Source organism: Mesorhizobium sp. P3_A8 (assembly GCF_056402995.1).
Map to the genome: position 1 here is coordinate 376,901 of NZ_JBFUGI010000003.1, position 26,103 is coordinate 403,003.

Genomic DNA, 26,103 nt, shown 5'->3' on the forward strand with positions numbered 1-26,103 from the left:
AGGCTGCCTCACTCGACCACACGCAGCCGATAGCCGACACCGGTCTCGGTGGTGATGTGCTGTGGTTGGTCGGGGGTCTTCTCAATCTTTTGCCTGAGCTGCCTGACATAGACCCTGAGATACTGCACGTCGGTCGTATCGCCCCAGATCTGCTTCAGGATAAAATGGTGGGTCAGCACCTTGCCGGCATGCTGCACCAGGATGCGCAATATGTCGTATTCCTTCGGCGAGAGTTTTATCTCCTTGCCCTCGACCTTGACGATGCGCTTGACCAGATCGACGCTGAGGTCGCCGCTCTGGAACACAGGCTTTTCGCCCTGTTGCTGGAACTTGTGCCGCAGCGCCACGCGGATGCGCGCCACCAGTTCGTTCATACCGAACGGCTTGGTGACATAATCGTCGGCGCCGAGTTCCAGAGCCTGGACGATGCCGGCCTCGTCGGTGCGGCTGGAGAGAATGACGACAGGAATGTCGAGGCCGTCGTCGCGCCATTTGCGCAGCAGCTCATGGCCGCTCATGCCGGGCAGGCCGAGATCGAGCAGCACCAGGTCCGGCTTTTCCTGGTCCATCAATTCGATCGCCGCCTTGGCGTTCGGCGCCTCGCTGACCGCATAGCCCTGGCTGCCTAGGCCGACCCGCAGCAGTTTGCGGATCGGCGGCTCGTCATCGACAACCAATATCCTGACATTCGCGTTCGTCATGCCAAATCATCCACATCATTGTCGTCCGTATTGGCGGCGCTGAGATCGGGCGGGTTCGCAGGCTTCGGCATTTTGATGGTGAAAACCGCGCCCGAACGGTCGGTTCGGTTTGCCGCCGTGATCGTGCCCCCCATCGCCTCGATGAAGCCGCGGCAGATCGATAGCCCAAGCCCGGTGCCGGCGCGAACCTGGTCACGCTTGCGCACCCGGTAGAACGTGTCGAAAATCCGTTCCAGATCACCGGGGGGAATGCCCGGCCCCTCATCCATGATCTGCAGGATGACGGACCCATTGTCGCTCCAGCCCTGCACGCGGATCGTCGAGCCGGCCGGTGCGTATTTCGCCGCATTGTCGAGGAGGTTGAACAGCGCCTGCTCGAACAGGACGGGATCGACCTTCAACATCGGCAAATCCGGGGGGATATCCACCTCGGTCTTATGCTCGCCGATGATTTTCCTGGCCCTCTGCAGGGCGGAGCCGACGATGTCACCGACATAGTGGAAGGCGAAGTTCGGCTCCATTGCGCCGGACTCGATCTTGGTCATGTCGAGCAAATTGGCGATGAAGCGGTTCAGCCGCTCGGACTCGTCGAGCACGGTCGTCAGCAATTCCGCCCGGTCCTCTTCGGGAAGTGCCGGCGCGAATTCCCGCAGCGTGCCGGCAGCGCCCATGATGGCGGCGAGCGGCGTTTTCAGATCATGCGAAATGGAGGTCAGCAGCGCCGAGCGCAACCGATCGGCCTCGGCCAGGAGCTTGGCCCGGTCGACATCGGCGACGAGCTGGATACGTTCGATGGCGACCGCTGCTTGGTCGGCCAGCGCGTCGAGCAGGCGCTGCTGCTCCGGCGTCAGCAGCGGCCCCTGTTTGTCATTGTCGAGGCCGACGACACCGATTGCCGTCCGTCCTGTCCGCAACGGAAGATAGAGGCGCTTGGCGCCAGGCAACGTGTCGGCGCCGCGCCCGGCAGCACGATTGTGCTCCCATGCCCAGCGGGCGGCCGCGATGTCGGCCTCGGCCAGCGTGTCGTCGGGCGGATAGCCGGCCTTGACGGTGATGGTGCCGTCTTCGGGCAGAAGCAGCACCACACGCAGCTTCAGCATCGAGGCGATCTGGAAGGCGGTGGCCCACAGAACGTCGTCGAGCGTGCCGGCACCGGCGAGCTTCTTTGAAAAGAGGTAGATGTCTTCCGTGGCCCGCGCCCGCGAGCGGGCGGCGATTGCCTGGCGCTGCACGCGCACCGTCAGATTGCTGGCAATGACGGCGACGACCAGGAACACGCCGAGCGCGACAATGCTCTCCGGATCCCGGATCGTCAGCGTGTAGCGCGGCTCGAGGAAGAAATAGTTGAAGGCAAGGGCGCTGGCGAGACAGGCGTACAGAGCCGGCCATAGACCGCCGGTCACCGCCGACGCCAGCACCCCGATGAGGAAGATGATCGCCAGGTTGCGAACATCGAGAAACTGGTCGAGCAGGACGGCAAAGGCGAGCGAGCCGGCGACGAAGGCCGTGGCCTTGAGATAGGGCCAGATCTCGAACTGCCATTGCTCGTCCGCCGGCTTGACGCTTCTCGACACCGCATCGTTGCGTTCGGTTCCCGAAATGACATGGACGCTGATGTCGCCGGCATTGCGGATGAGATCATAGGTCAGCGAACCTTCGATCAATTCGCGCCAGCGCGACCGGGTCGGCCGGCCGACCACGATGTGGGTAAAATTGTTCGCCGTCGCATAGCGCACGATGTCCTGCGCCACGTTCTGACCCGGAATGGTCGTCACCTCGGCACCGAGCTGTTGGGCGAGGCGCAAATTGTTTGCGAGCCGATCCTTGTCTGCCTCGGGCATGCTGGCCGAGCGAGGACTGTCGACATGCAGTGCCGTCCACGGGGCACGCAGCCGGTCCGCCAGCCGGCGCGCATAGCGGATGCGGGCCGCTCCGCCCGGGCGGGCGTCGAGACAGACGAGGACCCTTTCCCCTGCAGCCCAGGGGCCTTGGATGGCATGCGACTGCATGTGATTGAGCAACTGCTCGTCGACGCGCTGCGCGGTGCGGCGAAGCGCCAGTTCCCTGAGCGCCGTCAGATTGCCGGGCGAGAAATAGTTCTCGATAGCGCGCTGGGCGGTGTTGGGGAAGTAGACCTTGCCTTCCTCGAGCCGCTTGATCAGGTCGTCGGGGGTAAGATCGATGATCTCGACATCGTCGGCCTGGTCGATGATGGAATCGGGAACCGTCTCACGGACCCTGACCTTGGTGATCTGGGCGACGACATCGTTCAGGCTTTCGACATGCTGGACGTTGAGCGTCGTGTAGACATCGATGCCTTGCGTCAGGATTTCCTGGACGTCGAGATAGCGCTTGGGGTGGCGGCTGCCGGGCGCATTGGTGTGGGCTAGTTCATCGACGAGGACCAGCGCCGGACGCCGGGCGATGATGGCGTCGATATCCATCTCGTCGAGCATGCGCCCCTTGTAGTCGACCTTGCGGCGGGGAATGATTTCATAACCCTCGACCAGAGCCTGGGTTTCCTTGCGGCCATGCGTCTCGACGACGCCGATCACCACATCGATGCCGTCGGCCAGCCTGGCACGGCCCGACATCAGCATTTCGTAGGTCTTGCCGACACCGGGTGCCGCGCCAAGGAATATCCGCAGACGGCCGCGTCCCTCCCGCTCGGCATGCTCGAGCAGCGCGTCGGGGGAAGGTCTGTTTTCGTTGCTGCGGTCGTCCGGCATCAGGATCGATCATGGAGGGGTCCGGGGATGCTGTCGATCCCCGGTCCGCGCCATCAACTACTTAGCGGCGTCCAGCGCCAGGTTGAGCGCCAGCACATTGACCACCGGCTCTCCCATGAAGCCGAGTTCCCTGCTCTGGACTTGACCGTCGACAAGCGCCTTGATCTTGGCTTCGTCGATGCCCCTGGCCTTGGCCACGCGCGGAACCTGGAAATAGGCGGCCTCCGGGCTGATATGCGGATCGAGGCCGCTGCCCGATGACGTCACCATATCCATCGGCACTTGCGCGTTCGGGTTCTCCGCCTTCAGCTTGTCGGCATCGCCCTTGATGCGCTCGATCAGCTTTGGATTGGTCGGGCCGAGATTGGTGCCGCCGGAGGCGGTGGCGTCGTAGCCATTGCTGCCGGCCGCTGAAATCCGGCCATGGAAATACTTGTCGCTGGCAAAGCCCTGGCCGATCAGCTCGGAGCCGATGACCTTGCCGTCCTTCTCGATCAGGCTGCCATTGGCCTGGCGCGGGAACAGCGCCTGGGCAATGCCGGTCATGCCGATCGGATAGATCAGGCCGGTCAGGACCGTGAAGAAGACGATCATGATGATCGCGGGTCTTATCTGGGTGAGCATGGAACTTGTTCCTTAAGCGAGGCCGAGGGCGGTGACGATCATGTCGATCGCCTTGATGCCGACGAAGGGGACAATGATGCCGCCGAGGCCGTAGACCAGGAGGTTGCGGCTGAGCAGCGCGCCGGCGCCGATGGCGCGATACTTGACGCCTTTCAGCGACAGCGGGATCAGCGCGATGATGATCAGCGCGTTGAAGATGATGGCCGACAGGATGGCGCTCTGCGGCGTCGCCAGATGCATGATGTTGAGCGCCTGCAGCGGGCCGGTGGTCTGCCCCGGCGCGACGTAGAAGACGGCGAACATGGCCGGGATGATGGCAAAGTACTTGGCGACATCGTTGGCGATCGAGAAGGTCGTCAGCGAGCCGCGCGTCATCAGCAGAGCCTTGCCGATCTCGACGATCTCGATGAGCTTGGTCGGATCGCTGTCGAGATCGATCATGTTGCCGGCTTCGCGCGCGGCAACCGTGCCGGTGTTCATGGCGACGCCGACATCGGCCTGGGCAAGGGCGGGCGCATCATTCGTGCCGTCGCCGCACATGGCGACGAGCTTGCCCTTGGCCTGTTCGTCGCGGATCAGCTTCAGCTTGTCCTCGGGCGTCGCCTGGGCAAGGAAGTCGTCGACGCCGGCCTCCGCCGCGATCGCGGCCGCCGTCAAAGGATTGTCGCCGGTGATCATCACCGTGCGGATGCCCATGCGGCGGAGTTCCGTGAAGCGCTCGCTGATGCCGCCCTTGACGATGTCCTTGAGATGGACGACGCCGAGCAGGCGCCCGTCGCGCTCGACCGCCAGCGGCGTGCCGCCGGACTTCGCGACCTCGTCCGCGATCGCCTGGAGATCCTTGACGGACTCGCTGCTCGGACGCGTGCCGTGGGCGGCGACCGTCGACTGGTTGACATGGGCAAGCACGGAATCGACCGCGCCCTTGCGCACCGACGAGCCATCGACATCGACACCGCTCATGCGGGTCTGCGCGGTAAAGGGAACGAAGGTTGCGTGCAGCGTTGCCATGTCACGGGCGCGGATGCCGTATTTCTCCTTGGCCAGGACGACGATCGAGCGGCCTTCCGGCGTTTCGTCGGCGAGCGAGGCGAGCTGCGCCGCGTCGGCCAGTTCCTGTTCGGTGACGCCCCTGACCGGACGGAATTCCGTCGCCTGGCGGTTGCCGAGCGTGATCGTGCCGGTCTTGTCGAGCAGCAGCGTGTCGACGTCGCCGGCTGCCTCGACGGCGCGGCCCGACATGGCCAGCACATTGAAGCGCACCAGGCGGTCCATGCCGGCGATGCCGATGGCCGACAGCAGCGCGCCGATCGTGGTCGGGATCAGGGTGACGAACAGGGCGACGAGCACGGTTACCGAGATATAGCCGCCCGAATAGGAGGCAAAGCTCGGGATGGTTGCGGTGGCCAGCACGAAGATCAGCGTCATGCCGACCAAAAGGATGTTGAGCGCGATCTCGTTCGGCGTCTTCTGGCGCTCGGCACCTTCGACCAGCGAGATCATGCGGTCGAGGAAGGTGTGGCCGGAGGCGGCCGTGATGCGCAAACGGATCCAGTCGGACAGCACCTGCGTGCCGCCGGTGACCGCCGAACGGTCGCCGCCGGATTCGCGGATGACGGGGGCCGACTCGCCGGTGATCGCCGCTTCGTTGACCGAGGCGACGCCTTCGATCACCTCGCCGTCCGACGGGATGATGTCGCCGGCTTCGACCAGAACGATGTCACCAACCTTCAGGCTGGTGCCGGGCACGAGCTTGAACTTGGTCCTGTCCTCGCCGGCTAGCAGCTTGGCCTGGGTCTCGGTGCGCGCCTTGCGCAGCGAGTCGGCTTGCGCCTTGCCGCGCCCCTCGGCGACCGCTTCGGCGAAATTGGCGAACAGCACGGTAAACCACAGCCAGATGATGATCTGCAGCGTGAACTTGAAATCACCGCCACCGGTAATGAGATCCCTGACGAACAGAACAGTGGTCAGCGCCGAGACGACGGCGACGACGAACATCACCGGGTTCTTGATCAGGGTGCGCGGGTTCAATTTCTTGAAGGCCCCACCAATGGCGGGCCACAGGATGCTGGCATCCATGATGCTAGCGGATTTGGACTGGCTCATTTGTTGGCTCCAGTATCTGAAATGTTGGCAGGCACCGATCGATCGGATGCCGAAGGAAGATGCGGCGGCCCATAGACCAGCAGCCAGATGACGATCATGGCTGCCGCAATGCCGAGGAAAGTGGACACGGTCGGGAAAGGAGGGGGGATTGTCTCCCCCTCCCTGTCGGTCCGACGCTCAACCTTGCGACGCATGTTTTTGAACCAGGACATGATTTTGACCCAAGACGGGGCGCTCTCAGAAGGTCTGACCATGGATCATGGCCAGGTGTTCGACGATCGGTCCGATCGCCAGCGCCGGGAAGAAGGTGAGGCCGACAACGATCAGGATGACGCCGACCAGCAGCCCGACGAACAGCGGACCGTCGGTCGGGAAGGTACCGGCGGAGGCGGGCACCGTCTTTTTCGCCACCAGAGAGCCGGCGATGGCAAGCGCCGGGATGATGACGAAGAAGCGACCTACCCACATGGTGATGCCGAGCGTGATGTTGTACCAGGGCGTGTTGCCGGAAAGGCCGCCAAAGGCCGAGCCGTTGTTCGCTGCCGCCGAGGTGTAGGCATAGAGAACTTCGGAGAAGCCGTGCGGACCGCCATTGGCCATCGAGGCCACGGCGCTTGGCAGCACGACCGCGATGGCCGTGAAGACCAGCATGACCAGAGGCAGGGCGAGGATGGCGAGCATCGCCATCTTGACCTCCTTGGCCTCGATCTTCTTGCCGAGATATTCGGGCGTGCGGCCGACCATCAGGCCGGCAACGAAGACAGCGACGACGATGAACATCAGGATGCCGTAGAAACCGGCGCCGACGCCGCCGACGATGACTTCGCCGAGCTGCATGTTGATCATCGGGATGAAGCCGCCGATCGCGGTGAACGAGTCATGCATGGCGTTGACCGCGCCGCAGGAGGCGGCGGTGGTGATGACAGCAAACAGTGCCGACAAAGCGATGCCGAAGCGGGTCTCCTTGCCTTCCATGTTGCCGCCGTCGATGCCCAGCGCGTGCACCAGCGGATTGCCTGATGCTTCCGCCCAGTAGCAGATGGTGACGCCGGCGATGAACAGGACACCCATCGTGGCCAGGATCGCCCAGCCCTGGCGCTGGTTGCCGACCATGCGGCCGAAGACGTTGGTCAGCGCCGCACCGAGCGCGAAGATCGTGACCATCTGGATGAAGTTCGAGATCGCGTCGGGGTTTTCGAAAGGATGCGCCGCATTGGCGTTGAAGAAGCCGCCGCCATTGGTGCCAAGCATCTTGATGGCGACCTGCGAAGCGACAGGGCCAAGGGCGATGGTCTGCTTGGCGCCTTCGAGCGTGGTGGCATCGACATACGGCCCGAGCGTCTGCGGCATGCCGAGCCAGACATAGACAAGGGTGAGCACGATGCAGGCCGGCAGCAGGATGTAGAGCGTGCAGCGGGTCATATCGACCCAGAAATTGCCGATCGACTTGACCGAGGCGCGGGCGAAGCCGCGGATCAGCGCCACCGCGATGGCGATGCCGACCGCCGCTGACATGAAGTTCTGCACCGTCAGGCCGGCCATCTGCACGAGGTAGGACATCGTGCTTTCGCCGCCATAGTTCTGCCAGTTGGTGTTGGTCACGAAGCTGACGGCGGTGTTGAAGGAAAGGGTCTGCTCAACGGCAGGCATCCCGGCCGGATTGTAGGGCAGGACGCCCTGCAGCCGCTGCAGGACATAAAGCACGAGGAAACTGGCCAGGCTGAAGAGCATGATGCCTGCCGCGTAAACCGTCCAGTGCTGCTCCTCGCGCTCGCTGGTTCCTGCAATGCGATAAAGGACCCGTTCGACGGGCCCGAGGATCGGCGAGAGAAATGTGCGGTCGCCGTTGAAAACGCGGTACATGTAGCCGCCGAGCGGCTTCACCAGCAGAACGACGACCACGCAGTAGGCGAGGATCTGTATCCATCCGTTGAATGTCATTGAAGTAGCTTTCCGTGCCTTGCTGTTGCCGTCAGAAGCGTTCTGGGCGAACGAGGGCGTATGTCAGGTAGGCGAGCAGGAACAAGGTCACACCGCCGCCGAGGATATAGTCGATAAGCATGTTGCGATCCTCCGGTTTAAAGAATGTCGCAGACTTTGATGTAGGCGACGGAAAGGGCGAAAAACAAAATCTCCAGCCCGACAACGACGATATCCATCGTGCATGTTCCTTATCTTCGTTTTATTTGCGCTTCGCATTGCAGACCTGCGGTTGGCAGGTCGAAAGCATATGAAAACACTCCCGTCGCGACAGATGAGCGCGACCGAGCTGTGTGTTCCCTGGAGAATATGGACCCGATCGCCATAAAGGTTCGAGACGGCGCGGGGCGGAAAGAAATAGGAATTTTATAAAGATTTTCGGGATGCGGATCAGTCGGAACAAATCCGCCGATACGAGATTGTCGACCCGAGGGACCACCTGAAGGAGATGACAATGGCAAAGCAGAAAATGCTCGACGACCTGTTTCACGACACGCTGAAGGACATCTATTTCGCCGAAAAGAAGATCTTGGCGACGCTGCCGAAAATGGCCAAGGCCGCGCAAAGCGCCGAACTAAAGGCCGCCTTCGAAAAGCATCGCACCGAAACCGAAGGCCATGTCGCGAGGCTGGAGAAGGTCTTCGGCGTGATCGGCAAGAAGCCGGTCGGCAAGACCTGTGCCGCCATCATGGGCATCACCGAAGAAGGTGCCGAGATCATGGAGGAGTACAAGGGCTCGCCAGCGCTCGATGCCGGCCTGCTGGCCGCCGCGCAAGCAGTCGAACACTATGAAATCTCGCGCTATGGCACGCTGCGGACATGGGCCGGTGAACTCGGCCTGAACGAAGCCGTGACGCTTCTCGAAGCGACGCTGAAGGAAGAGAAGGCTACGGACCAGGCGCTGACCACGATCGCGGAGTCGGCTGTCAACGTCGCCGCCGAAGCAGCATAAATCTGCAAGATCGGGGGCCGCGCAGACCGGCCTTAAGGTGTGTCGAGATTCAGGTCAGGGCGCGCCGAAAACGATGGCTTTCGAGAACCGGAGCGGAGCGTACTCAAAGTACGTGAGCACCGGAAGCGCAGAAAGCCATCGTTTGCAGGCCGCCCTCACCTGAATATCGATACACCTTAGCGCGGTTCCCGCATCATGCTCAGATACGTCGGATCGAACTCGGCGATTTCCTGGAGCCGGTGCCAATCGAGAATTGTCACCGTGTGGTTTGCCCAGCTGACGACCCCAACCTTGCGCAAGGCGCCGATAACCCGGTTCATGTGCACCACCGACAGGCCGAGCACGTCGGCCATCTCTGCTTGCGAAAGCGGCAGATGAAAGCTCATGCCGTTGGTCCGCTGCACCACCTGCAACCGCACGAAAAGCTCACAGACCAGATGCGCCAGATGCGCGGTCTTGGAGCGCCGGCCCATGGCGACGATCCATTCGCGGTGAATGGCGCCGTCGACCAGCGTGTTGAGCCACAACAGCCGGGTCAGATGCGGCGCCTGCTCGGTGATTGTGCGAAGCCGGCCGTGATCGGCGAACATTACATGACAGGGCGACAGAGCGACGATGCCGTGATCCATGGTCTTCAGCAGGAAGGCGTGGAGATCGACGAAGTCGCCCGGCACCTGCAATGAGGTGAATTGCCGGCCGCCATTCTCCAGCACCTTGTAGCGCGCCGCGAGCCCATCGAGGATCAGCGTCGAATAGGTCGGCCGCGATCCCGATGCGACAATGTCCTGGCCAACGGCGAAATGCCGTTCGAAGGTCATCGCGCCGGCCAGCAGCGCCTTTTCGGCATCGGACAGGGCGTCGTGCTGGCCGAGGTTCAGGTAAAGGGATTCAAGCACCGCAACCTCCGGCGAAAGGGCTTCAGCAGCCGATCGCCACGTGTTTCTGTAGGAAGCAAGGCGGCTTCGGATGCACTAGGCCTTTGGCCGCTGATAGGCATTAACATTTGTTAGAGCCCGCTTGTTCCATGGTAAATGCCACCGTTGGTGGAACAACTGCCGGGCCCGCGAATTGTCGGTTGAATATCGCGCCATTTCAACAGCCTGAGGTCCAGCCCACCATGCCTCGATATTATCTTGACCTCTACAATGGCGACGGTCTGACGGTCGATGATGACGGCCAGGTCTTCGAAACGCGCGAACGCCTGCGGCGCGAAGCGATCCGCATCCTGCCCGACATCGTCCGCGACGAGATCATCGAAAACGACCACACCGCGATCACCGTCAAGGTACGCGACGAGGACGGGCGCCAGATCTTCGAGGCGTCGCTCGTCGTCTCGTCAGGCTGGTGCGACTGACGGCCCTGCCCGGCATCGATGGCAAAAGTTCTCCGACCATCATTTGTAATCGCCGCCCCCGCCGCGACGCTGCACCATGCAAAGCCGGAAGAGGCGGCGTTCAGAACCGCCGCCCCCTGCGGGATGGAGGTAGCAGCAGATGAACCGTGCAAAAGTCGACACCCAGCGTGACGAGCGCGCCAAACGTGAATCGCAGATCGTGATCGATGCCGAGCGGGCGGCCCGCGAGGCAAAGACCGCCAGATTGAGAGAGCTGCGCCTTGCCGCGCAGTCAGCGCAGGCGCCTGATCCGACGAGGCCCAAGCCGGCACGCCGGCGCGCACCTTCGAAAGGTTGATTGCCCCAACAGCGACGGGCAAACATCATCGGTGGATAAACGCGATCTTCCTCCAAAGTGARAGCCCGGCTGGGAGGGCCAGGCCGGGCTTTCTGTGGCGACCGATGCCGAATTGGCCACCACGACGGGAGGTGGCCGCAAAAATCAGGCGGCGTAGCCGCCATAGCCGCGTGCGACGGCGCGCGCCACGATGACCGGCTCGATCTCGGGCCAAAGGATACCGGTGGCTTTCGCGAAGTCGACGAGCGCATGGCGCGCCTCATCCCTGGTGATGCAGCCTTCCAGCGCAAGGTCACACGCCTCGACGGCATGGCGATAGAGCGGACCACGGCGCGACGTCGTCCAGTTGGTCAGGAAATCGTGCATCTCGGCCAGCGAGGCGATCTCGCGCTTGAAACCAAGGCCGACGGTGAGCGCCACCGGCGAATGAAACAGCTTGTCGTACATGAAACGGCTCCTGATTATCGCAGCGCCAGGAGAAATATCCGGGCTGGTCCACGGACGGGACGCCGTGAAACGCGCGGCAGGGCGAGAGGTTCCAGATGGACGCTTTTATTCGTCCGCGCCGATGGCCCTTGGGGCTACATCAGATGCCCGGACTCCAGCCATGGCTGCTGCTGACGCGGATCAGCAGCATGCCTATGCCGGAGACCATCGCCGCCCAGTAGAGCGGCGTGCCATTTCGGGCCATGGCTCGACAAGGATGAAGGCCTTTCACGCAGCATCGCCTTACAGCGCATGGCGCTGGCTACAGGCGAGCGCCAAGCCGCGCGGGTCTCTTCGTCTGTGTAGCAGAGCGGCCGGCAAGGAGACGCGCGCTCACGCGGCGCGCGCAGGCCGGTCCGGGGCCGCGCATATAGTGAAGCTCTGGCCGGTAGCGCGGTGCAACGAATTCGCGAAAGGCTGATGCCAACCGATTGATTACGGCCAGACGTCCTGTGACCCAATCTCTGCAAGATGCCGCTGCATGAGGCTGTTCGATTCCGATCCAGAGTCTCGTCGCCATCGAGGTGGTTCCCTATGATCTTGTGATGGCCGGCGGACATGGTCGCACAGTCCGCGACACTGAAGCCGCCGCCGATAAGGTCTCGGCTGGTGGAGCGCTTGAGCAAAAAACCGAATTGTTTTGAGCCGCAGTCAAAAACCCCCACGAGGGCGGCAAGTAGGCTACCCCTAGGGCGATGGCCAAGAACACTGCCAGAAGCCCGAACAGAAGCTTACGCGACATCATTGTTCCAACCTCACACGCCGGTGTCGATATGAAACAGCGTCTTAGCGCCCGGCATTGCCTGGAGCTGTGGGAGCAAGAACCGTGCCACGCTTGCCTGGCATGCTTCATGAAGAGGTTGATGTGTTGGCAAAGGTCAGGCCTTGGCTCGATAACCGTCGCAACGGTTTCGAGCTCTAGAGGCGACGCCGAAACTGTTCCGAAAACTTCCGAAACGTCTAGTATGCCCACATGCAGGGCACTCGCATTGCTTTTGGTCCGTTCGTACTCGATCCCGACATTGGGACGCTCCTCAAAGAGCAGATCCCGATCGCTCTTGGGCATCGTGGGCTGACGCTGCTTGCTGCGCTCACGGCCCGGCCCGGTGAGATCCTGACCAAGGCCGAGCTGATGGACGCTGCCTGGCCGGGCACCGCCGTTGAGGAAGGCAACCTTACCGTCCAGATCGCGGCACTAAGAAAGGCACTCGGTCCGGCTGATAAAGGCGGCGAGTGGATCGCCACGGTGCCCCGCGTCGGCTACCGCTTCACCGGGACTGTCGAGCCGGTGGCGAGCGCATCCCGCGGACTGGCACCACCCGCCGGCAAGCCGTCGATTGCGGTGCTGCCTTTTGCCAACTTGAGCGGCGACCAGAACCAGCAGTATCTCAGCGACGGCATAACCGAGGACATAATTACGGAGCTGGCCAGGTTCCGCTCCCTTCTCGTCATCGCGCGCAATTCATCTTTTCAGTTTCGCCATGCGGCATTGGACATTGCGGAAGTCCATCGCAAACTCGGAGTTCGCTACCTTGTCGAAGGCAGCGTACGAAAGCTCGGTGATCGCATTCGGATCACCACACAGCTGATTGACGTCGCCACCGGCGCCCACCTGTGGGCCCAACGGTACGATCGGGCCCTCGACGACATCTTCTCATTGCAAGACGAGGTTGCGGCTCTTATCGCCTCGATGGTCGAAGGCCAAGCGGAGGCCGATTCGGTGAGCAGGACCAGACGCAAGCCTCCGGCCGATTGGGATGCATACGACTACTACCTGCAGGGGCGCGCGCACTTCTACCGGTATGAACTGGACAAGTCCGAGCCCCTATTCGCCCAGTGTGTCGAGCTCGATTCGACGTTCGCTCAAGGCCACGCCTTCCTCGCGCAGGCCCTCGTCGGCAGATTTTGGTACGACAACGATCCGCGGACGCTACAGAAGGCTTGGAACTCGGCACAAACGGCGCTCGCTTTTGACAGGAGCGATGGCGTCTGTCACCAGAGCATGGGACTGGTGCTTACGCACATGCGCCAGCACAGCGATGCGGGAGTGCATTTCGAGCGAGCCCGCTCGTTGAACCCGCTGGACGTCAACATAGCGGGGGATTACGCAAGCTGGCTCAACTACGGCGGACGGGCCGAGACGGCGCTGAACGTGCTCGAAACTGCGCTCTTGCGCGACCCGTTACCTCCGATATGGTTCTGGGAGGTGAAGGGCAGCTCCCTCTTCCTGCTTGGAAGGTACGCGGAAGCCGTCGGTTCGTACCAGAAGGCCGGCGACCAATTCTTCATTCATGCCTTCCTCGCAGCGGCGTACGCACATTTGGGCGAGACGCAGAAGGCGCGCGCTGAAGTTGAGGAAGCACTGACGAGGAAACACGGCCTGACTGTCCGGCTGATTTCAGGTCTCCCGTTCGCCGACCAAGCCGCCCTCGAGCTTTTCACGTCAGGCTTCAGAAAGGCCGGTTTTCCCGTGTGAGATGTTGCGAAAATCTGCCGCAATGCCAAGAGCGGCAAGGCATTGAGGTCCTATTCCTCGTTGTCGCCAAGGTACGCCTTCACACTTCCGAAATCGCGGTACATTCCGCCGTCCGGGTGTTTCTTCTCATGCCAGGTGATCGTCCAACGGCCGGTGTCCTGAAGACCTTCCATGACCATCACCCGATCGCGCTCGGCAGGGAACTGCCGCTTGAGAAGATCGCTGACGGCCTTCAAGCCGCCATCCCGATAGGCTTGCACGTAGACATCATCTGCCATGGTCTTTTGCTCGTTTTTAGAGGCTGCCGGGTGCGCCGGCAGTCAAGCCGCTACTCTGCGAGCCATCCTGCTTAGTAGCAGCAGCGATAATAGAGGCGATAGTACGGGCCGACGCTGGCCGCTGCCAAATGCTTTGGAAATAAAGGGGTTTCAGGGGTTGGCTGGCGGAGAGAGCGGGATTCGAACCCGCGTTACGGTCTCCCGTAAACACACTTTCCAGGCGTGCGCCTTCAACCACTCGGCCACCTCTCCGTCCTTGCATGTCGCGCCGGCCGGTTACGCCGCGCGGGTTGGGGAGATGCATCTCCTTGGGGCTTCGGCACGGAATTTCCGAACCATGGACGCCGCCCAACCAGCGGACATCCTTCCCCGGCACCTGAGCCGTCGAAGCAACAGGCGCGGGGCTCATCTAGTCGATCCCGCGCCGAATGCCAAGCCATAACGGTGCTCTATTCGCTTTGCCGGCCACATGGTGTTTCTTGGGGCCGCCGCCGCAGCCGTTTCCGGGGTGCCCGCACCCCGAATGATGTGCACAGGCAAGGCAGCAGGACCCGCCCTGCTTGACTTCGCCGCCGGCCGGTTGTCGAGTGAAGCAGAGGCTTTGCGGGGGCATCGTCCTGATATGACATCAAGCAGCGAACAACCGGGCAGTGGAATCCCGGGGGATAGAGGGGCGCCAGCCGGCCGCCCGGGCGGTGACCTTTTTTACGTCCCGGTCGGCTGGCTCATATTCGTCATGGCGTGGTCGGCCTACAGCCTGGCGTCATCCTGGTGGCTGTTCGGGAATTCCGGCCTGCCGGACAAGATCTTCTATTTCTTCTTCGGCGGGCTGATCGCCAATGTCATCATCATCCTGTGGGGGCTTTACCTGCTCGGCCTCGCCTTTGGCCGCTCGGGGCGCTTCCCCCGCCATTTCACCATCTGGCAGATCGCCCTCATCGTCTGGGTGCTGGCAAGGCAGGCCTATGTGCTCACCGTGCCGGAATTCGTCTTCTCCGCCAGGAGCCTGGGCATCACCGCCATCGAGACCGGCGTCGGCCTGCTTTGCATCTACCTGCTGCGCGGCGGCTCGGGCGCCGAAACCGTCTACGCGAGACCCCAAGCCGAAGCGCCGCCGGTCGGCGTTTCCATTGCCGCCGCGTTGCTCGGCATCATCCTCGGCGCCGTCATCGGCTGCCTGGGCGGCTTTTTCGCCGGTTCGGTGATCGCCGATGTCGCCGAGGTCAGCTGCTTCGAGGGCGGCTGCGGCTATTTCGCCGTCTTCTTCGGCCTGGGCGGGCTGGTGGTCGGCGCCATTGTCGGCGGCATTCTCGGCGTCTGGCTTGCTCACAGGCGCCGGCGCAAACCGGTGGCGTAGGGATAGGATCCTTCAAATTCGCGTATCGCGGTTGCGGGCAAGCCATGCGCACTCTATTTCTCGCTGGTGCCGGAGATCCCGTCCAGGATCGGCCGGGGGAGAGCTTGATGTTTCGCTTCATTTTTCGTCTCGCCGCCATGGTCGCGCTGTCGGTCTCCGTCATCATGGCGGTACTCGACGCGACGCGCACGGTGGCCGCTTCGGCGCTTGTGCTGACCCCGCTCAACGCCAGCTGGCTGGCGGTCTCGCCGGACACGCGGGCGGCCTTCGAAACCTTCGTCCGCGCCAAGGCCAGTCCGCTGCTGTGGGACGGCGCCATCGCCTGGGTGCTCAACCAGCCGGGCTTTGCCGTGTTCGCAGTGCTGGCCTTCCTGCTCTACGCCATCGGCTACAGGCGCCAGCGGCGCACGGGACAATTCGCCGCCAACTGATCGATTTTCTTGCATCCTGACGGGAAGGAAGGCCGCGCATGTTCTTTCTCAGCGACATGCTGAACAAGAAGCTCAATCTACCAAAGCCGTCCGAGGCTTTGCCGGGCCGGGCCAAGGCGATCCCGACACCATCCAGGCACCATGTCCTGAAAAGGCCGCTCAAGGGCCCCTACCCCGAGGGGCTGGAGACGGCGATGTTCGGGCTCGGCTGCTTCTGGGGCGCCGAGCGCCTGTTCTGGCAGATCGAAGGCGTCTGGGTCACCGCCGTCGGCTACGCCGGCGGCATCACCCCCAACCCGACCTATCAGGAAACCTGCACGGGACTGACCGGCCATGCCGAAGTGGTGCTGGTCGTTTTTGACCCCAAGATGATCTCCTATGCCGTGCTTCTGCGGCTGTTCTGGGAAAGCCATGACCCGACGCAAGGCATGCGCCAGGGCAATGATGTCGGCACCACCTACCGCTCCGCGATCTACACGTCAGGCGATGGGCAATTCCAGGCGGCGAGCGCCTCGCGCGATGCCTATCAGCTCCAGCTGCGCGGTGCCGGCCACGGCCGGATCACCACCGAGATCGCGCCGGCGTCGGCCTTCTACTTCGCCGAGGCCGATCACCAGCAATATCTGGCGAAGAACCCTTACGGCTATTGCAACCTCAAGGGCACCGGCATCGCCTATACCATGCCGGCCGCTACCGCCTGACGGCTATCGCGCAAGGATCGGACCGCGGTGTGGCCTGCCCGTGGCACGCTTTTCCAAAAGGTCAAAATTCCGCGTGAATTTTGTTTCGGGCCGTGCCAGATTGCCCAGGAGCGGGAGGGGAATACACTCCTGGCTGACGTCGCGTGGCTGCCGGTGAACCGGGCAGCCAGGCGGTGCGTAACGGAAAAAATAACCGACAGGGTGTGGATCACATGAAACGTATCGTTCTCGGCCTCCTGGCCGCAACCGCAATGGTTCTTCCGGCTTTCGCCGCGGATGTCCAGCCGGCCATCCTCTATGATCTGGGCGGCAAGTTCGACAAATCCTTCAACGAGGCTGCCTTCCATGGCGCCGAGAAGTTCAAGACCGAGACCGGCACGCCCTATGTCGAGTTCGAAGTGTCCAACGCCTCGCAGCGCGAGCAGGCGCTGCGCCGCTTCGCCGAGGACGGCCACAACCCGATCGTCATGGCCGGCTTTGCCTGGGAGGACGCGCTGAAGAAGGTCGCGGCCGAATATCCCGATCTCAACTTCGCCATCATCGACGATGCCGTCGACCTGCCCAATGTCCGTTCGCTGGTGTTCAAGGAGAACGAAGGCTCCTACCTCGTCGGCATCATGGCGGCGATGGCATCGAAGTCGAAGAAGGTCTCCTTCATCGGCGGCATGGACATCCCGCTGATCCGCAAGTTCGAATGCGGCTATGTCGGCGGCGCCAAGTCGGCCGGTGCGACCGACGTCATCCAGAACATGACCGGCGACACGCCGGCCGCCTGGAACGATCCGGCCAAGGGCGGTGAAATCGCCAAGACGCAGATCGACCAGGGCTCCGACGTGGTCTACGCCGCGGCCGGCGGCACCGGCGTCGGCGTGCTGCAGGCGGCGGCTGATGCCGGCAAGCTCGGCATCGGCGTCGATTCCAACCAGAACGGCCTGCAGCCCGGCAAGGTTCTGACCTCGATGATGAAGCGCGTCGACGTTGCCGTCTATACCGCCTTCATGGACGGCAAGAACGGCACCTTCAAGGGCGGCCTCGAGAATCTCGGCCTCAAGGAAGGCGGCGTCGACTATGCTATGGACGACAACAACAAGGCGCTGGTGACGGACGAGATGAAGGCGGCGGTCGAAAAGGCCAAGGCCGACATCATCTCCGGCAAGATCCAGGTGCATGACTATACGGCTGACAACGCCTGCCCTTATTGATCGGCAAGCACTAGGTTTCGAACCGCCGGGCCTTGTCCCGGCGGTTTTGTTTTTGGAAGACTCTACAAGCGAGACACCGAGGCAAGAGTGACGCCGATCGTAGAACCCATGACCGAACGCGACGTCGAGGCGGTGGCACGATTGCGCGTTGCCACCTTTTTCGAGGGTAGCGCAAGGACGGCGGACGAAGACGCTGCCGGGCTCCGCCTGCTGTTGGCCGGGGACGGCTTCGAAACGGCGCTTGTCGCCCGGATAGGCGACGCATCGGTCGGGACCTGCCTGCTGGTTCGCCACGAACTGGAGCCGGCGCATGATTTTACGCCATGGCTGGCCGGGCTGGTCGTCGATGACGCGCACAGAGGCCGCGGGATCGGTCGCGCGCTGGTCGCGGCCATCGAAGCGCATGCGGCGTCGATCGGAGTGGAGAGGCTCTACCTCTATACGTGGGAAGCGCGTGATTTCTATGCTGGGCTCGGCTGGGTGGTCGTCGAGCGTCTCAAGCAGGACGGACACCCAATGCTGCTGATGGCGCGCGAACTCCGGCTATAGCCGGCCCACGAGATAGCCCAGCGCAAAGACCGCTATCAGCACGATGGCGACGACAAATCCGCGCCGGCCACCGAGCGAATGCACACCAACGCCGTATGGTGACCGGGACAGGCTTCGGATCACCGGGCGCGACTTGGCATCATTGCCACCCAGCCCAACACTGCGCATCTGCGGCAATTCGGCGATACGCTGGGTGACCAGTTCCCAATGATTTTCGGGCCGGCTACCTGGTTTTTCGGCACGGTCGAACATGTGCATGCGTTCGGCAAGCTGCAGCACCGCGTCGCGGAAGGCCGGGTCGATTTCCAGATCGCGCTCGGCCCGTTCGCGCTCCGCGTCGTTCATCAGGCCAAGCACATAGTCACCAGCCCTTGCGATGCGGTCGCTCATGATGTGTGCCCTCCCCTTTTCCTCACCAGTGCGGCGGCTTGGTCACGGGCACGTCGGGTGCGGCCTGCTCCTCCAGCGCCAGGAAGCGGTTGGTCAGCGCGTCGAGCTTGCGCTGCATGCGCTCGATCACCGTCCACTGCTCGGCGATCTGGCCCGACAGCTCCTCGATGGTGTTTTCCTGCTCGGCGGCGCGGATTTCCAGCGTCGTCAGCCGGTCGACGGGCATGATCATTCGCAATCCCTGATCTTGCATCGCAATGCCTTGCATCGTGATGCGAATTTCGACGTCGTCATATTAGCGAATATGAAGCCTGCGGACACGTTGGAAATTGACAAGCGCACCGGGATTTGCCGAGAGTGGACGCTGCTCCGCCAATTGGCACGGGCGGAGCGTCATGCTAGGCGTTTTGACCAAGCGATAAAAAAATAAGAGTGGGACTGGCTGCATGGCGCAAGCCGCAATCGAACTGATCGGCATCAACAAGAGTTTTGGCGCCGTGCGCGCCAACCGCGACATCAATCTGGAGATCGCGCGTGGCACCATCCACGGCATTGTCGGCGAAAACGGCGCCGGCAAGTCGACGCTGATGTCGATCCTCTACGGTTTCTACCAGGCAGACAGCGGTGAGATCCGCGTCGGTGGCAAACCGGCATCGATCAAGACGCCCAACGACGCGATCGCGCTCGGCATCGGCATGGTGCACCAGCATTTCATGCTGGTCGACAATTTCACGGTGCTGGAAAACATCATCCTCGGCGCCGAAAGCGATGCGCTGCTGAAGCGCAGCATCGCCAAGGCGCGTTCCGAGCTGGAGCGGCTGGAGCGCGAATACGGGCTGGAGGTCGATCCTGACGCCATCATCGAGGAACTGCCTGTCGGCCTGCAGCAGCGCGTTGAAATCCTCAAGGCGCTCTATCGCGGCGCCGAAATCCTGATCCTCGACGAGCCGACGGGCGTGCTGACGCCAGCCGAGGCCGACCATCTCTTCCGCATTCTCAAACAGCTGAAGGAACAGGGAAAGACGGTGGTGCTGATCACCCACAAGCTGCGCGAGATCATGGCCATCACCGACACCGTGTCGGTGATGCGCCAGGGCACGATGGTGGCGACTAGGGAGACCAAGAAAACCACCGTCGAGGAACTGGCCGAGCTGATGGTGGGGCGCCGCGTGCTGCTGCGGGTCGAAAAGGGCGAAGCGGAAGCCGGCGCCGTCAAGCTCGCGGTCAAGAACCTGACGGTCAGGGATTCGCGCGGCGTCACCATGGTCGACGACATCTCCTTCGATATCAGGGCCGGCGAGATCGTCGGCATTGCCGGTGTCGCCGGCAACGGGCAATCCGAACTGCTCGAGGCGATTTCCGGTATCAGGCGCGCCGTGTCCGGCTCGGTCATGCTCGACGGCAAGCCCATCGACCTGACAGGTGCCGCCGACCCCGGCGAATTGCGCGACCGCGGGCTTGCCCATGTGCCGGAGGATCGCCACCACGTCGGGCTGGTGCTGGCCTTCGAGGAGAACGAGAATTCCATCCTCGGTTACCATGACGACCCCCGCTATCTCAAAGGGCCGTTCCTCAACGTCGACGCCATCATGGCCGACGCCAAGGACAAGATCGAGAAATACGACATTCGTCCCGGCAATCCGCGCTTGAAGACCGCCAACTTCTCCGGCGGCAACCAGCAGAAGATCGTGCTGGCGCGGGAAATGGAACAGGACCCAGGTGTTTTGATCGTCGGCCAGCCGACGCGCGGCGTCGATGTCGGCGCCATCGAATTCATCCACAAGCGCCTGATCGCCATGCGCGACCAGGGCAAGGCGGTGCTGGTGGTTTCGGTCGAACTCGACGAGATCCGCTCGCTCTCCGACCGCATCCTGGTGATGTTCGCCGGCCGCATCGTCGGCGAGCGCAGCCCGGAGGCGACCGAGGGCGAGCTTGGCCTGCTGATGGCGGGCGTCGAGCGCCAGGAGGCTGCGGAATGAGCACGCCTTACGCCAAATTGCCGGCCTGGGCCGATTATGGGCTGATCCCGCTGATCAACCTGTCCGTGGCTTTCATCGTCGCCGGTTTCGTCGTGCTGCTGGTCGGCGAAAATCCGTTCCGCGCCGCCGTCATCCTGGTCGAGGGCGCCTTCGGCAAAGGAACCGGCATCGCCTTCACCCTGTTCTATGCCACCACCTTCATATTCACCGGACTTTCGGTGGCGGTTGCCGCGCATTGCGGCCTGTTCAACATCGGCACCGAGGGGCAGGCCTATATCGCCGGCCTCGGCATCGCCATCGTCTGCCTGTCCTTCGACAGCGTGCTGCCCTGGTGGCTGACATTTCCGCTGGCCATCGTCGCTTCGACGGTGGTAGGCGCCTTGTGGGCGCTCATCCCCGCCTATCTGCAGGCCAGGCGCGGCTCGCACATCGTCATCACCACCATCATGTTCAACTTCATCGCCGCCTCGATCATGGTCTACCTGCTGGTCGGCCCATTGAAGCCGGCGGCCTCGCAAGCGCCGCAGACGCGCAACTTCCTAGCCGGCGCGGAATTGCCGAAGCTCAACGGGATCATCGAGCTGTTCGGCGCCAAGATCCGCTCGGCGCCACTCAACATCACCTTCCTGCTGGCGCTGCTCATGGCCTTCCTGGTTTGGCTGCTGATCTGGCGGACCAAGCTCGGCTATGAGATGCGCACCTATGGCCACAGCCCCAAGGCAGCGCGCTATGCCGGCATTTCGGAAACCCGCATCATCATCACCGCGATGATGATCTCGGGCGCGCTGGCCGGCATGATGGCGCTCAATCCGGTAATGGGCGACCAGCACAATGTCGCGCTCGATTTCGTTTCCGGCGCCGGCTTCGTCGGTATTGCCGTGGCGCTGATGGGCCGCCTGCACCCGGTCGGCATCGTGCTGGCGGCGATCCTGTTCGGCATGCTCTATCAGGGCGGCGCCGAACTCGCCTTCGAGATGCCGGCGATCAGCCGCGACATGATCGTCATCATCCAGGGCTTGGTGATCCTTTTCGCCGGCGCGCTGGAACATATGTTCAGGCCTTACATCCAGGCAGTGTTCGCCTCTTTCAGTCCGCGATCGGTCGGCATGGAAGCGGTCAAGGGAAAGGGCGCCTGAGATGGATGTCTTCATCGCCATCGTGCAGATACTCGACTCCACCATCCGCCTGTCGGTACCGCTGCTGCTCGCTTGCCTCGCCGGCCTTTATTCGGAACGGGCGGGCGTCTTCGACATCGGGCTCGAGGGCAAGATGCTGGTCGGCGCCTTCGCCGGTGCGGCGGCAGCGTCGGTCTTGCATTCGGCTCTTCTCGGCCTCGGCATGGCCATCCTGGTCTCGGTCGCCTTCGCGCTGATCCACGGCTTTGCCTCGATCACCCATCGCGGCAACCAGATCGTTTCCGGCGTCGCAATCAATTTCATCGCCGCCGGTTCTACCGTCATGCTCGGCCAGGCCTGGTTCCAGCAAGGCGGGCGCACGCCGGCGCTGCAGCCGGGCGAGCGGTTCGAGGCGATTGTCTGGCCCGGCGCCGATGCAATCAGGGACGTGCCGATTATCGGACCGATCTATGCGGAACTGATCTCCGGCCACTCGATACTGGTCTATCTCGCTTTCCTGATGGTGCCGTTCACCTGGTGGGTGCTGTTTCGCACCCGCTTCGGCCTGCGGCTGCGCGCCGTCGGCGAGAACCCCGCCGCCGTCGACACCGCCGGCATTTCGGTCGCCTGGCTGCGCTACCGCGCCCTGATCTGCACCGGTATCCTCACCGGCATCGCTGGCGCCTATCTGTCGATGGTGCAGAATGGCGGCTTCGTGAAGGACATGACCGCCGGCAAGGGCTACATCGCACTGGCGGCGCTGATCTTCGCCAAATGGAAGCCGGTCAACGCCATGTTCGCTTGCCTCTTGTTCGGCTTCCTCGACGCGCTGGCGATCCGCCTGCAGGGCTCGCCGCTGCCGATCATCGGCAAGGTACCAGTGCAGTTCATGCAGGCGCTTCCCTATATCCTCACCGTCATCCTGCTCGCCGGCTTCATCGGCAAGGCAATCCCGCCGCGCGCCGGCGGCGTGCCCTACGTCAAGGAACGCTAATGCATGTCGCCCAAAAGTGACCTCGGTTTTGGGAGAACGACATGCATAAAACAAAGACTTAAAGCGCGACGCGCCGCGCTTTAAGGACCAACAGCCCGGCGCGGCAAGCGCCGGGTTTTGGACACGATCATCGGAGAGAACAACTGAATGTCGCATGATCTGTTCGAAGCGGCCAAGACCGCCATGGCCAAGGCCTATGCGCCCTACTCGAAATTTCCGGTCGGTGCCGCCCTGCGCACCGAGGACGGACGCGTCTTCACCGGTGCCAACATCGAGGTCGCCTCCTATCCGGAGGGCTGGTGCGCCGAAACCACCGCGCTCGGCCACTACATCATGGGCGGCGGCGGCAAAATCGTCGAGATAGCGGTCCTTGCCGAACGCATGGCCAAATGCTCGCCTTGCGGTGGCTGCCGCCAACGGTTGGCCGAATTCTGCCGCCCGGAGACAAAACTCTACCTCTGCGACAACACAGGCGTCGCCGAGACCGTGACCATGGGCGACATGCTGCCTTATGGTTTTCGCGGCGACATTCTCAAATGAAGAATTGGCTCAAATGAAGAGCGGGCTGCAATGACGCAAAAGGCGGTGGACCATCTTATCGAGAGGCTGGACGGCCTGGCGCCGTCGACAGCACTGGTGCTGGGGTCGGGCCTCGGCGTCCTTGTCGACCGGATCGAGCACCCGATCCGCGTCCCCTATGCCGACCTGCCGGGCTTTCCCAAAAGCGGCGTCAGCGGCCATGCCGGCGAAGTGGTCGCCGGACTGTTTGCCGGCGTGCCGGTGCTGATGCTGTCCGGCCGCGCCCATTACTATGAGCATGGCAACGCGGCGGCGATGCGGCCGGTGCTGGAAGTGCTCGCCGGCGTCGGCATCACCAAACTGATCCTCACCAATGCCGCCGGCTCGGTCGACCCGGACATGCCGCCGGGCTCGGTGATGTTGCTCACCGACCACATCAATTTCTCCGGCAGCAATCCGCTGATCGGCGAGCCGAGCGACCGCCGTTTCGTCGGCCTCACCGAAGCCTATGATGCCGGCATCCGCAAGGCGATTGAAGGCGCGGCGAAGGCGACCGGCACCGCGCTGCACAAGGGCGTTTATATGTGGTTTTCCGGCCCCTGTTTCGAAACGCCGGCCGAAATCCGCATGGCCCGCATCATGGGTGCCAATGCGGTGGGCATGTCGACCGTGCCGGAGGTCATTCTCGCTCGCTTCCTTGGCCTGCGCGTCGCCGCCTGCTCGGTCATCACCAATCTGGCAGCCGGCATGACCGGAGCCGAACTTTCGCACCAGGAAACCAAGGACATGGCGCCGGTTGGCGGGTCGCGGCTAGCGACGGTCCTGCACAGAGTGTTCCGCGACGGGCTGCTGGAGCGCTGATGCTTCCGCAGGAAATCATCCGCCACAAGCGCGACGGCCACAGGCTTTCGGCTGGTGAAATCGCCGCCTTCATCGACGGCGTGACCTCTGGCGCCGTCAGCGATGGCCAGGTCGCGGCTTTTGCCATGGCGGTGTTCTTCAATGGCATGAACCGCGACGAGGCCGTGGCACTGACGCTGGCGATGCGTGATTCCGGCGATGTGCTCGATTGGTCGGACCTGCCCGGTCCCGTCACCGACAAGCATTCGACCGGCGGCGTCGGCGACAATGTCTCGCTGATGCTGGCGCCAATCGTCGCCGCCTGCGGCGCCTATGTGCCGATGATCTCGGGCCGTGGCCTCGGCCATACCGGCGGCACGCTGGACAAGATGGATGCGATCCCCGGCTACACCAGCCAGCCCGACATTGCGCTGTTCCGCAAGGCTGTGCTGGAAACCGGCTGCGCCATCATTGGCCAGACCGCCGATCTGGCACCGGCCGACCGCCGGCTCTACGCCATCCGCGACGTCACCGGTACAGTGGAATCGGTGCCGCTGATCACCGCCTCGATCCTGTCGAAGAAGCTGGCCGCCGGCCTGGGCTCGCTGGTGCTCGACGTCAAGGTTGGCAATGGCGCCTTCATGGAGAAATCGCGCGACGCCACCGCGCTCGCCAACAGCCTGGTCGAGGTCGCCAGCGGCGCCGGGCTAAAGGTCTCGGCGCTGATAACCGGCATGAGCGAACCGCTGGCCTCGGCCGCCGGCAACGCTGTCGAGGTGCGCAATGCCGTCGACTTCCTCACCGGAAGGTTCCGCGACAAGCGGCTGGAGGACGTGACGCTGGCGCTGGCCGCCGAAATGCTGCAGTCGGCGGGATTGGTGTCGTCCAATCAGGATGGCATGCGGCGCGCCACCGAGACGCTCACCAGCGGCCGCGCCGCCGCCACCTTCGCCCGCATGGTTGCCGTGCTTGGCGGCCCCGCCGATTTCATCGAAAGGCCGGAAAAATATCTGGCCGTGGCGCCAACGGAATTCGCGGTCAAGGCGACGACAGAAGGTTTCGTCACCGGCATCGCCACCCGCGACATCGGCCTTGCGGTGGTTGGCCTCGGCGGCGGGCGCACAAGGCCTGACGACAAGATCGACCCTGCGGTCGGCATCACCAGGCTGCTGCCCATTGGCGCGGAAGTCCATGCCGGAGATGCTCTGGCGCTGATCCACGCCCGCTCACCCTCCGATGCCGAGGCGGTCGCCGCCGCCGTGCTTTCGGCTTATGCGACCGGGACTTCGAAACCACCGGCGGACAAAACCGTCATCCGACGGATCCTGCCGCGCGGTTGATTATTGGACAAGCAGCAGTGTGCCGTTTTCGGCCTGATATTTGCCGAGTCGGCTGAGAAAGCTCATGCCGATCAGGTTGGTTTGCAGCGCCTTGTCGTCGAGCACGATGGCCTGCACACCGTCGATACTGATGCTGCCTATCTGCAGGCGATCGATCGTCACCACCGCCGCCTTGATCGTTCCGTTGGCAGTGCTGACCTCACGGTTGAAATCGGACGGGTTGAGCGATAGCCCGATCCGGCGCGCCGTCGACGTATTGACCGCGACCAGTGTCGCGCCGGTGTCGATCATGCCGTCGACCTGACGACCGTTGAGTTTGAAGGTCGACGAGAAATGTCCACGCCCGTCCGCCGCGACGACGACCTTGCGGCCGGTCGGCAGTGGCGCAACCGGCTTGTTGGGCACAGACGCCAGGTTGACTTCTGGTTGCGTCTCGACCTCGGGCTTGGCCGTCACCGCCGATTTCAGCAGGTTTTCGAACATCTGCGGATTCGACTGGTAGACAACCGGGATCGATGCCGATGTCCCGACAAAAACGCTGAGGATGAGAAGCTTGCGCAGCATGGATCGGCCTCGCCGCATGACCCCGAAAATCGGGATCGATTTTCGGAAAGGATCATGCGCAAAAAACAAAGTTCTACAGCGTCCTTTTGCGCGTCCGAA

Annotated in this window: 29 protein-coding genes and 1 tRNA gene; 15 read left to right on the forward strand and 15 right to left on the reverse strand. The window is 62.9% G+C overall.

Annotated features, from left to right (window positions below):
• Positions 1 to 8: 8 nt before the first annotated feature.
• From AC1DX4_RS09640 to kdpF, 7 genes are read right to left on the reverse strand one after another with little or no spacing between them, the layout of a single operon-like run.
• Positions 9 to 701 carry a response regulator transcription factor gene (locus AC1DX4_RS09640; RefSeq protein WP_477220096.1) on the reverse strand — a complete coding sequence of 231 codons (693 nt, stop codon included), beginning with the start codon at positions 699 to 701 and terminating at the stop codon, positions 9 to 11.
• Positions 698 to 3,430 (reverse strand): DUF4118 domain-containing protein, encoded by a 2,733-nt coding sequence (locus tag AC1DX4_RS09645; protein WP_477220097.1) that lies wholly within the window; start codon positions 3,428 to 3,430, stop codon positions 698 to 700. Before AC1DX4_RS09645 ends, AC1DX4_RS09640 begins: the two co-directional genes overlap by 4 nt.
• 57 nt (positions 3,431 to 3,487) lie before the next feature.
• Entirely contained in the window at positions 3,488 to 4,054 is a 567-nt protein-coding gene (kdpC, locus tag AC1DX4_RS09650; protein WP_477220098.1) for a potassium-transporting ATPase subunit KdpC, read from the reverse strand.
• A 12-nt stretch (positions 4,055 to 4,066) separates the two neighbouring features.
• Positions 4,067 to 6,160: a potassium-transporting ATPase subunit KdpB gene (kdpB, locus tag AC1DX4_RS09655; protein WP_477220099.1), complete on the reverse strand. Its 2,094-nt coding sequence runs from the start codon at positions 6,158 to 6,160 to the stop codon at positions 4,067 to 4,069.
• A complete protein-coding gene (locus tag AC1DX4_RS09660; RefSeq protein ID WP_027043198.1) occupies positions 6,157 to 6,372 on the reverse strand; it encodes a hypothetical protein in 216 nt (71 codons plus the stop codon). The genes kdpB and AC1DX4_RS09660 overlap by 4 nt, the downstream gene beginning before the upstream one ends.
• Positions 6,373 to 6,397: 25 nt before the next feature.
• Positions 6,398 to 8,101 (reverse strand): potassium-transporting ATPase subunit KdpA, encoded by a 1,704-nt coding sequence (kdpA, locus tag AC1DX4_RS09665; RefSeq protein WP_477220100.1) that lies wholly within the window; start codon positions 8,099 to 8,101, stop codon positions 6,398 to 6,400.
• 31 nt (positions 8,102 to 8,132) lie between these two features.
• Positions 8,133 to 8,222 (reverse strand): K(+)-transporting ATPase subunit F, encoded by a 90-nt coding sequence (kdpF, locus tag AC1DX4_RS09670; protein ID WP_292584858.1) that lies wholly within the window; start codon positions 8,220 to 8,222, stop codon positions 8,133 to 8,135.
• Positions 8,223 to 8,594: 372 nt separating this feature from the next.
• On the opposite strand from kdpF, the gene AC1DX4_RS09675 reads away from it, so the two are divergent.
• Positions 8,595 to 9,092 carry a YciE/YciF ferroxidase family protein gene (locus AC1DX4_RS09675; protein ID WP_027043200.1) on the forward strand — a complete coding sequence of 166 codons (498 nt, stop codon included), beginning with the start codon at positions 8,595 to 8,597 and terminating at the stop codon, positions 9,090 to 9,092.
• Between the two features lie 176 nt (positions 9,093 to 9,268).
• On the opposite strand, the gene AC1DX4_RS09680 is transcribed toward AC1DX4_RS09675, so the two are convergent.
• Positions 9,269 to 9,988 carry a Crp/Fnr family transcriptional regulator gene (locus tag AC1DX4_RS09680; RefSeq protein ID WP_477220101.1) on the reverse strand — a complete coding sequence of 240 codons (720 nt, stop codon included), beginning with the start codon at positions 9,986 to 9,988 and terminating at the stop codon, positions 9,269 to 9,271.
• Between the two features lie 221 nt (positions 9,989 to 10,209).
• On the opposite strand from AC1DX4_RS09680, the gene AC1DX4_RS09685 reads away from it, so the two are divergent.
• A complete protein-coding gene (locus tag AC1DX4_RS09685; protein ID WP_477220102.1) occupies positions 10,210 to 10,446 on the forward strand; it encodes a DUF6894 family protein in 237 nt (78 codons plus the stop codon).
• A 139-nt stretch (positions 10,447 to 10,585) separates the two neighbouring features.
• Positions 10,586 to 10,783 (forward strand): hypothetical protein, encoded by a 198-nt coding sequence (locus AC1DX4_RS09690; protein WP_477220103.1) that lies wholly within the window; start codon positions 10,586 to 10,588, stop codon positions 10,781 to 10,783.
• Positions 10,784 to 10,927: 144 nt separating this feature from the next.
• Here the strand turns inward: AC1DX4_RS09690 and AC1DX4_RS09695 are convergent, their stop codons facing one another.
• Positions 10,928 to 11,230 carry a DUF982 domain-containing protein gene (locus AC1DX4_RS09695; protein ID WP_172224268.1) on the reverse strand — a complete coding sequence of 101 codons (303 nt, stop codon included), beginning with the start codon at positions 11,228 to 11,230 and terminating at the stop codon, positions 10,928 to 10,930.
• A gap of 301 nt (positions 11,231 to 11,531) precedes the next feature.
• A complete protein-coding gene (locus AC1DX4_RS09700) occupies positions 11,532 to 11,714 on the reverse strand; it encodes a hypothetical protein (RefSeq protein WP_477220292.1) in 183 nt (60 codons plus the stop codon).
• A 528-nt stretch (positions 11,715 to 12,242) separates the two neighbouring features.
• Between AC1DX4_RS09700 and AC1DX4_RS09705 the strand changes: the two genes are divergently transcribed.
• Complete coding sequence (locus AC1DX4_RS09705) at positions 12,243 to 13,745, forward strand: winged helix-turn-helix domain-containing tetratricopeptide repeat protein (RefSeq protein WP_477220104.1); 1,503 nt, start codon at positions 12,243 to 12,245, stop codon at positions 13,743 to 13,745.
• 50 nt (positions 13,746 to 13,795) lie between these two features.
• On the opposite strand, the gene AC1DX4_RS09710 is transcribed toward AC1DX4_RS09705, so the two are convergent.
• Together AC1DX4_RS09710 and AC1DX4_RS09715 are read right to left on the reverse strand one after the other, a co-directional pair.
• A complete protein-coding gene (locus tag AC1DX4_RS09710) occupies positions 13,796 to 14,023 on the reverse strand; it encodes a hypothetical protein (protein ID WP_477220105.1) in 228 nt (75 codons plus the stop codon).
• Positions 14,024 to 14,185: 162 nt separating this feature from the next.
• A tRNA-Ser gene (locus AC1DX4_RS09715) sits at positions 14,186 to 14,275 on the reverse strand.
• A 484-nt stretch (positions 14,276 to 14,759) separates the two neighbouring features.
• Here AC1DX4_RS09715 and AC1DX4_RS09720 point away from each other — a divergent pair.
• The 5 genes from AC1DX4_RS09720 (at position 14,760) to AC1DX4_RS09740 (ending at position 18,263) form a co-directional block, all read left to right on the forward strand.
• Positions 14,760 to 15,380, forward strand: a complete 621-nt coding sequence (locus AC1DX4_RS09720) for a hypothetical protein (protein WP_477220106.1) — start codon at positions 14,760 to 14,762, stop codon at positions 15,378 to 15,380.
• A gap of 107 nt (positions 15,381 to 15,487) precedes the next feature.
• A complete protein-coding gene (locus AC1DX4_RS09725; protein WP_477220107.1) occupies positions 15,488 to 15,811 on the forward strand; it encodes a hypothetical protein in 324 nt (107 codons plus the stop codon).
• A 38-nt stretch (positions 15,812 to 15,849) separates the two neighbouring features.
• A complete protein-coding gene (gene msrA / locus AC1DX4_RS09730) occupies positions 15,850 to 16,512 on the forward strand; it encodes a peptide-methionine (S)-S-oxide reductase MsrA (protein ID WP_477220108.1) in 663 nt (220 codons plus the stop codon).
• Positions 16,513 to 16,724: 212 nt separating this feature from the next.
• Positions 16,725 to 17,714 (forward strand): BMP family lipoprotein, encoded by a 990-nt coding sequence (locus AC1DX4_RS09735; RefSeq protein WP_477220109.1) that lies wholly within the window; start codon positions 16,725 to 16,727, stop codon positions 17,712 to 17,714.
• A 108-nt stretch (positions 17,715 to 17,822) separates the two neighbouring features.
• A complete protein-coding gene (locus tag AC1DX4_RS09740; RefSeq protein WP_477220110.1) occupies positions 17,823 to 18,263 on the forward strand; it encodes a GNAT family N-acetyltransferase in 441 nt (146 codons plus the stop codon).
• On the opposite strand, the gene AC1DX4_RS09745 is transcribed toward AC1DX4_RS09740, so the two are convergent.
• Together AC1DX4_RS09745 and AC1DX4_RS09750 are read right to left on the reverse strand one after the other, a co-directional pair.
• Positions 18,258 to 18,653 carry a hypothetical protein gene (locus tag AC1DX4_RS09745; RefSeq protein WP_477220111.1) on the reverse strand — a complete coding sequence of 132 codons (396 nt, stop codon included), beginning with the start codon at positions 18,651 to 18,653 and terminating at the stop codon, positions 18,258 to 18,260. The two genes, AC1DX4_RS09740 and AC1DX4_RS09745, sit on opposite strands and share 6 nt — an antisense overlap.
• Before the next feature lie 22 nt (positions 18,654 to 18,675).
• Positions 18,676 to 18,882: a SlyX family protein gene (locus tag AC1DX4_RS09750; protein WP_477220293.1), complete on the reverse strand. Its 207-nt coding sequence runs from the start codon at positions 18,880 to 18,882 to the stop codon at positions 18,676 to 18,678.
• 217 nt (positions 18,883 to 19,099) lie between these two features.
• On the opposite strand from AC1DX4_RS09750, the gene AC1DX4_RS09755 reads away from it, so the two are divergent.
• The 6 genes from AC1DX4_RS09755 to deoA all read left to right on the forward strand — a co-directional run bounded on the left by AC1DX4_RS09755 (position 19,100) and on the right by deoA (position 25,440).
• Positions 19,100 to 20,632, forward strand: coding sequence for an ABC transporter ATP-binding protein (locus AC1DX4_RS09755; RefSeq protein WP_477220112.1), 1,533 nt, complete (start codon positions 19,100 to 19,102; stop codon positions 20,630 to 20,632).
• Positions 20,629 to 21,768 (forward strand): ABC transporter permease, encoded by a 1,140-nt coding sequence (locus tag AC1DX4_RS09760; RefSeq protein WP_477220113.1) that lies wholly within the window; start codon positions 20,629 to 20,631, stop codon positions 21,766 to 21,768. The genes AC1DX4_RS09755 and AC1DX4_RS09760 overlap by 4 nt, the downstream gene beginning before the upstream one ends.
• A gap of 1 nt (position 21,769) precedes the next feature.
• On the forward strand, positions 21,770 to 22,741 hold the full coding sequence (locus tag AC1DX4_RS09765; protein WP_477220114.1) for an ABC transporter permease: 972 nt from the start codon (positions 21,770 to 21,772) through the stop codon (positions 22,739 to 22,741).
• A 147-nt stretch (positions 22,742 to 22,888) separates the two neighbouring features.
• Positions 22,889 to 23,281 (forward strand): cytidine deaminase, encoded by a 393-nt coding sequence (gene cdd / locus AC1DX4_RS09770; RefSeq protein ID WP_027031029.1) that lies wholly within the window; start codon positions 22,889 to 22,891, stop codon positions 23,279 to 23,281.
• Positions 23,282 to 23,311: 30 nt separating this feature from the next.
• On the forward strand, positions 23,312 to 24,121 hold the full coding sequence (locus AC1DX4_RS09775; RefSeq protein ID WP_477220115.1) for a purine-nucleoside phosphorylase: 810 nt from the start codon (positions 23,312 to 23,314) through the stop codon (positions 24,119 to 24,121).
• A complete protein-coding gene (deoA, locus tag AC1DX4_RS09780) occupies positions 24,121 to 25,440 on the forward strand; it encodes a thymidine phosphorylase (RefSeq protein WP_477220116.1) in 1,320 nt (439 codons plus the stop codon). The genes AC1DX4_RS09775 and deoA overlap by 1 nt, the downstream gene beginning before the upstream one ends.
• On the opposite strand, the gene AC1DX4_RS09785 is transcribed toward deoA, so the two are convergent.
• Positions 25,441 to 26,004: a TIGR02281 family clan AA aspartic protease gene (locus AC1DX4_RS09785; protein ID WP_477220117.1), complete on the reverse strand. Its 564-nt coding sequence runs from the start codon at positions 26,002 to 26,004 to the stop codon at positions 25,441 to 25,443.
• Positions 26,005 to 26,103: the final 99 nt, after the last annotated feature.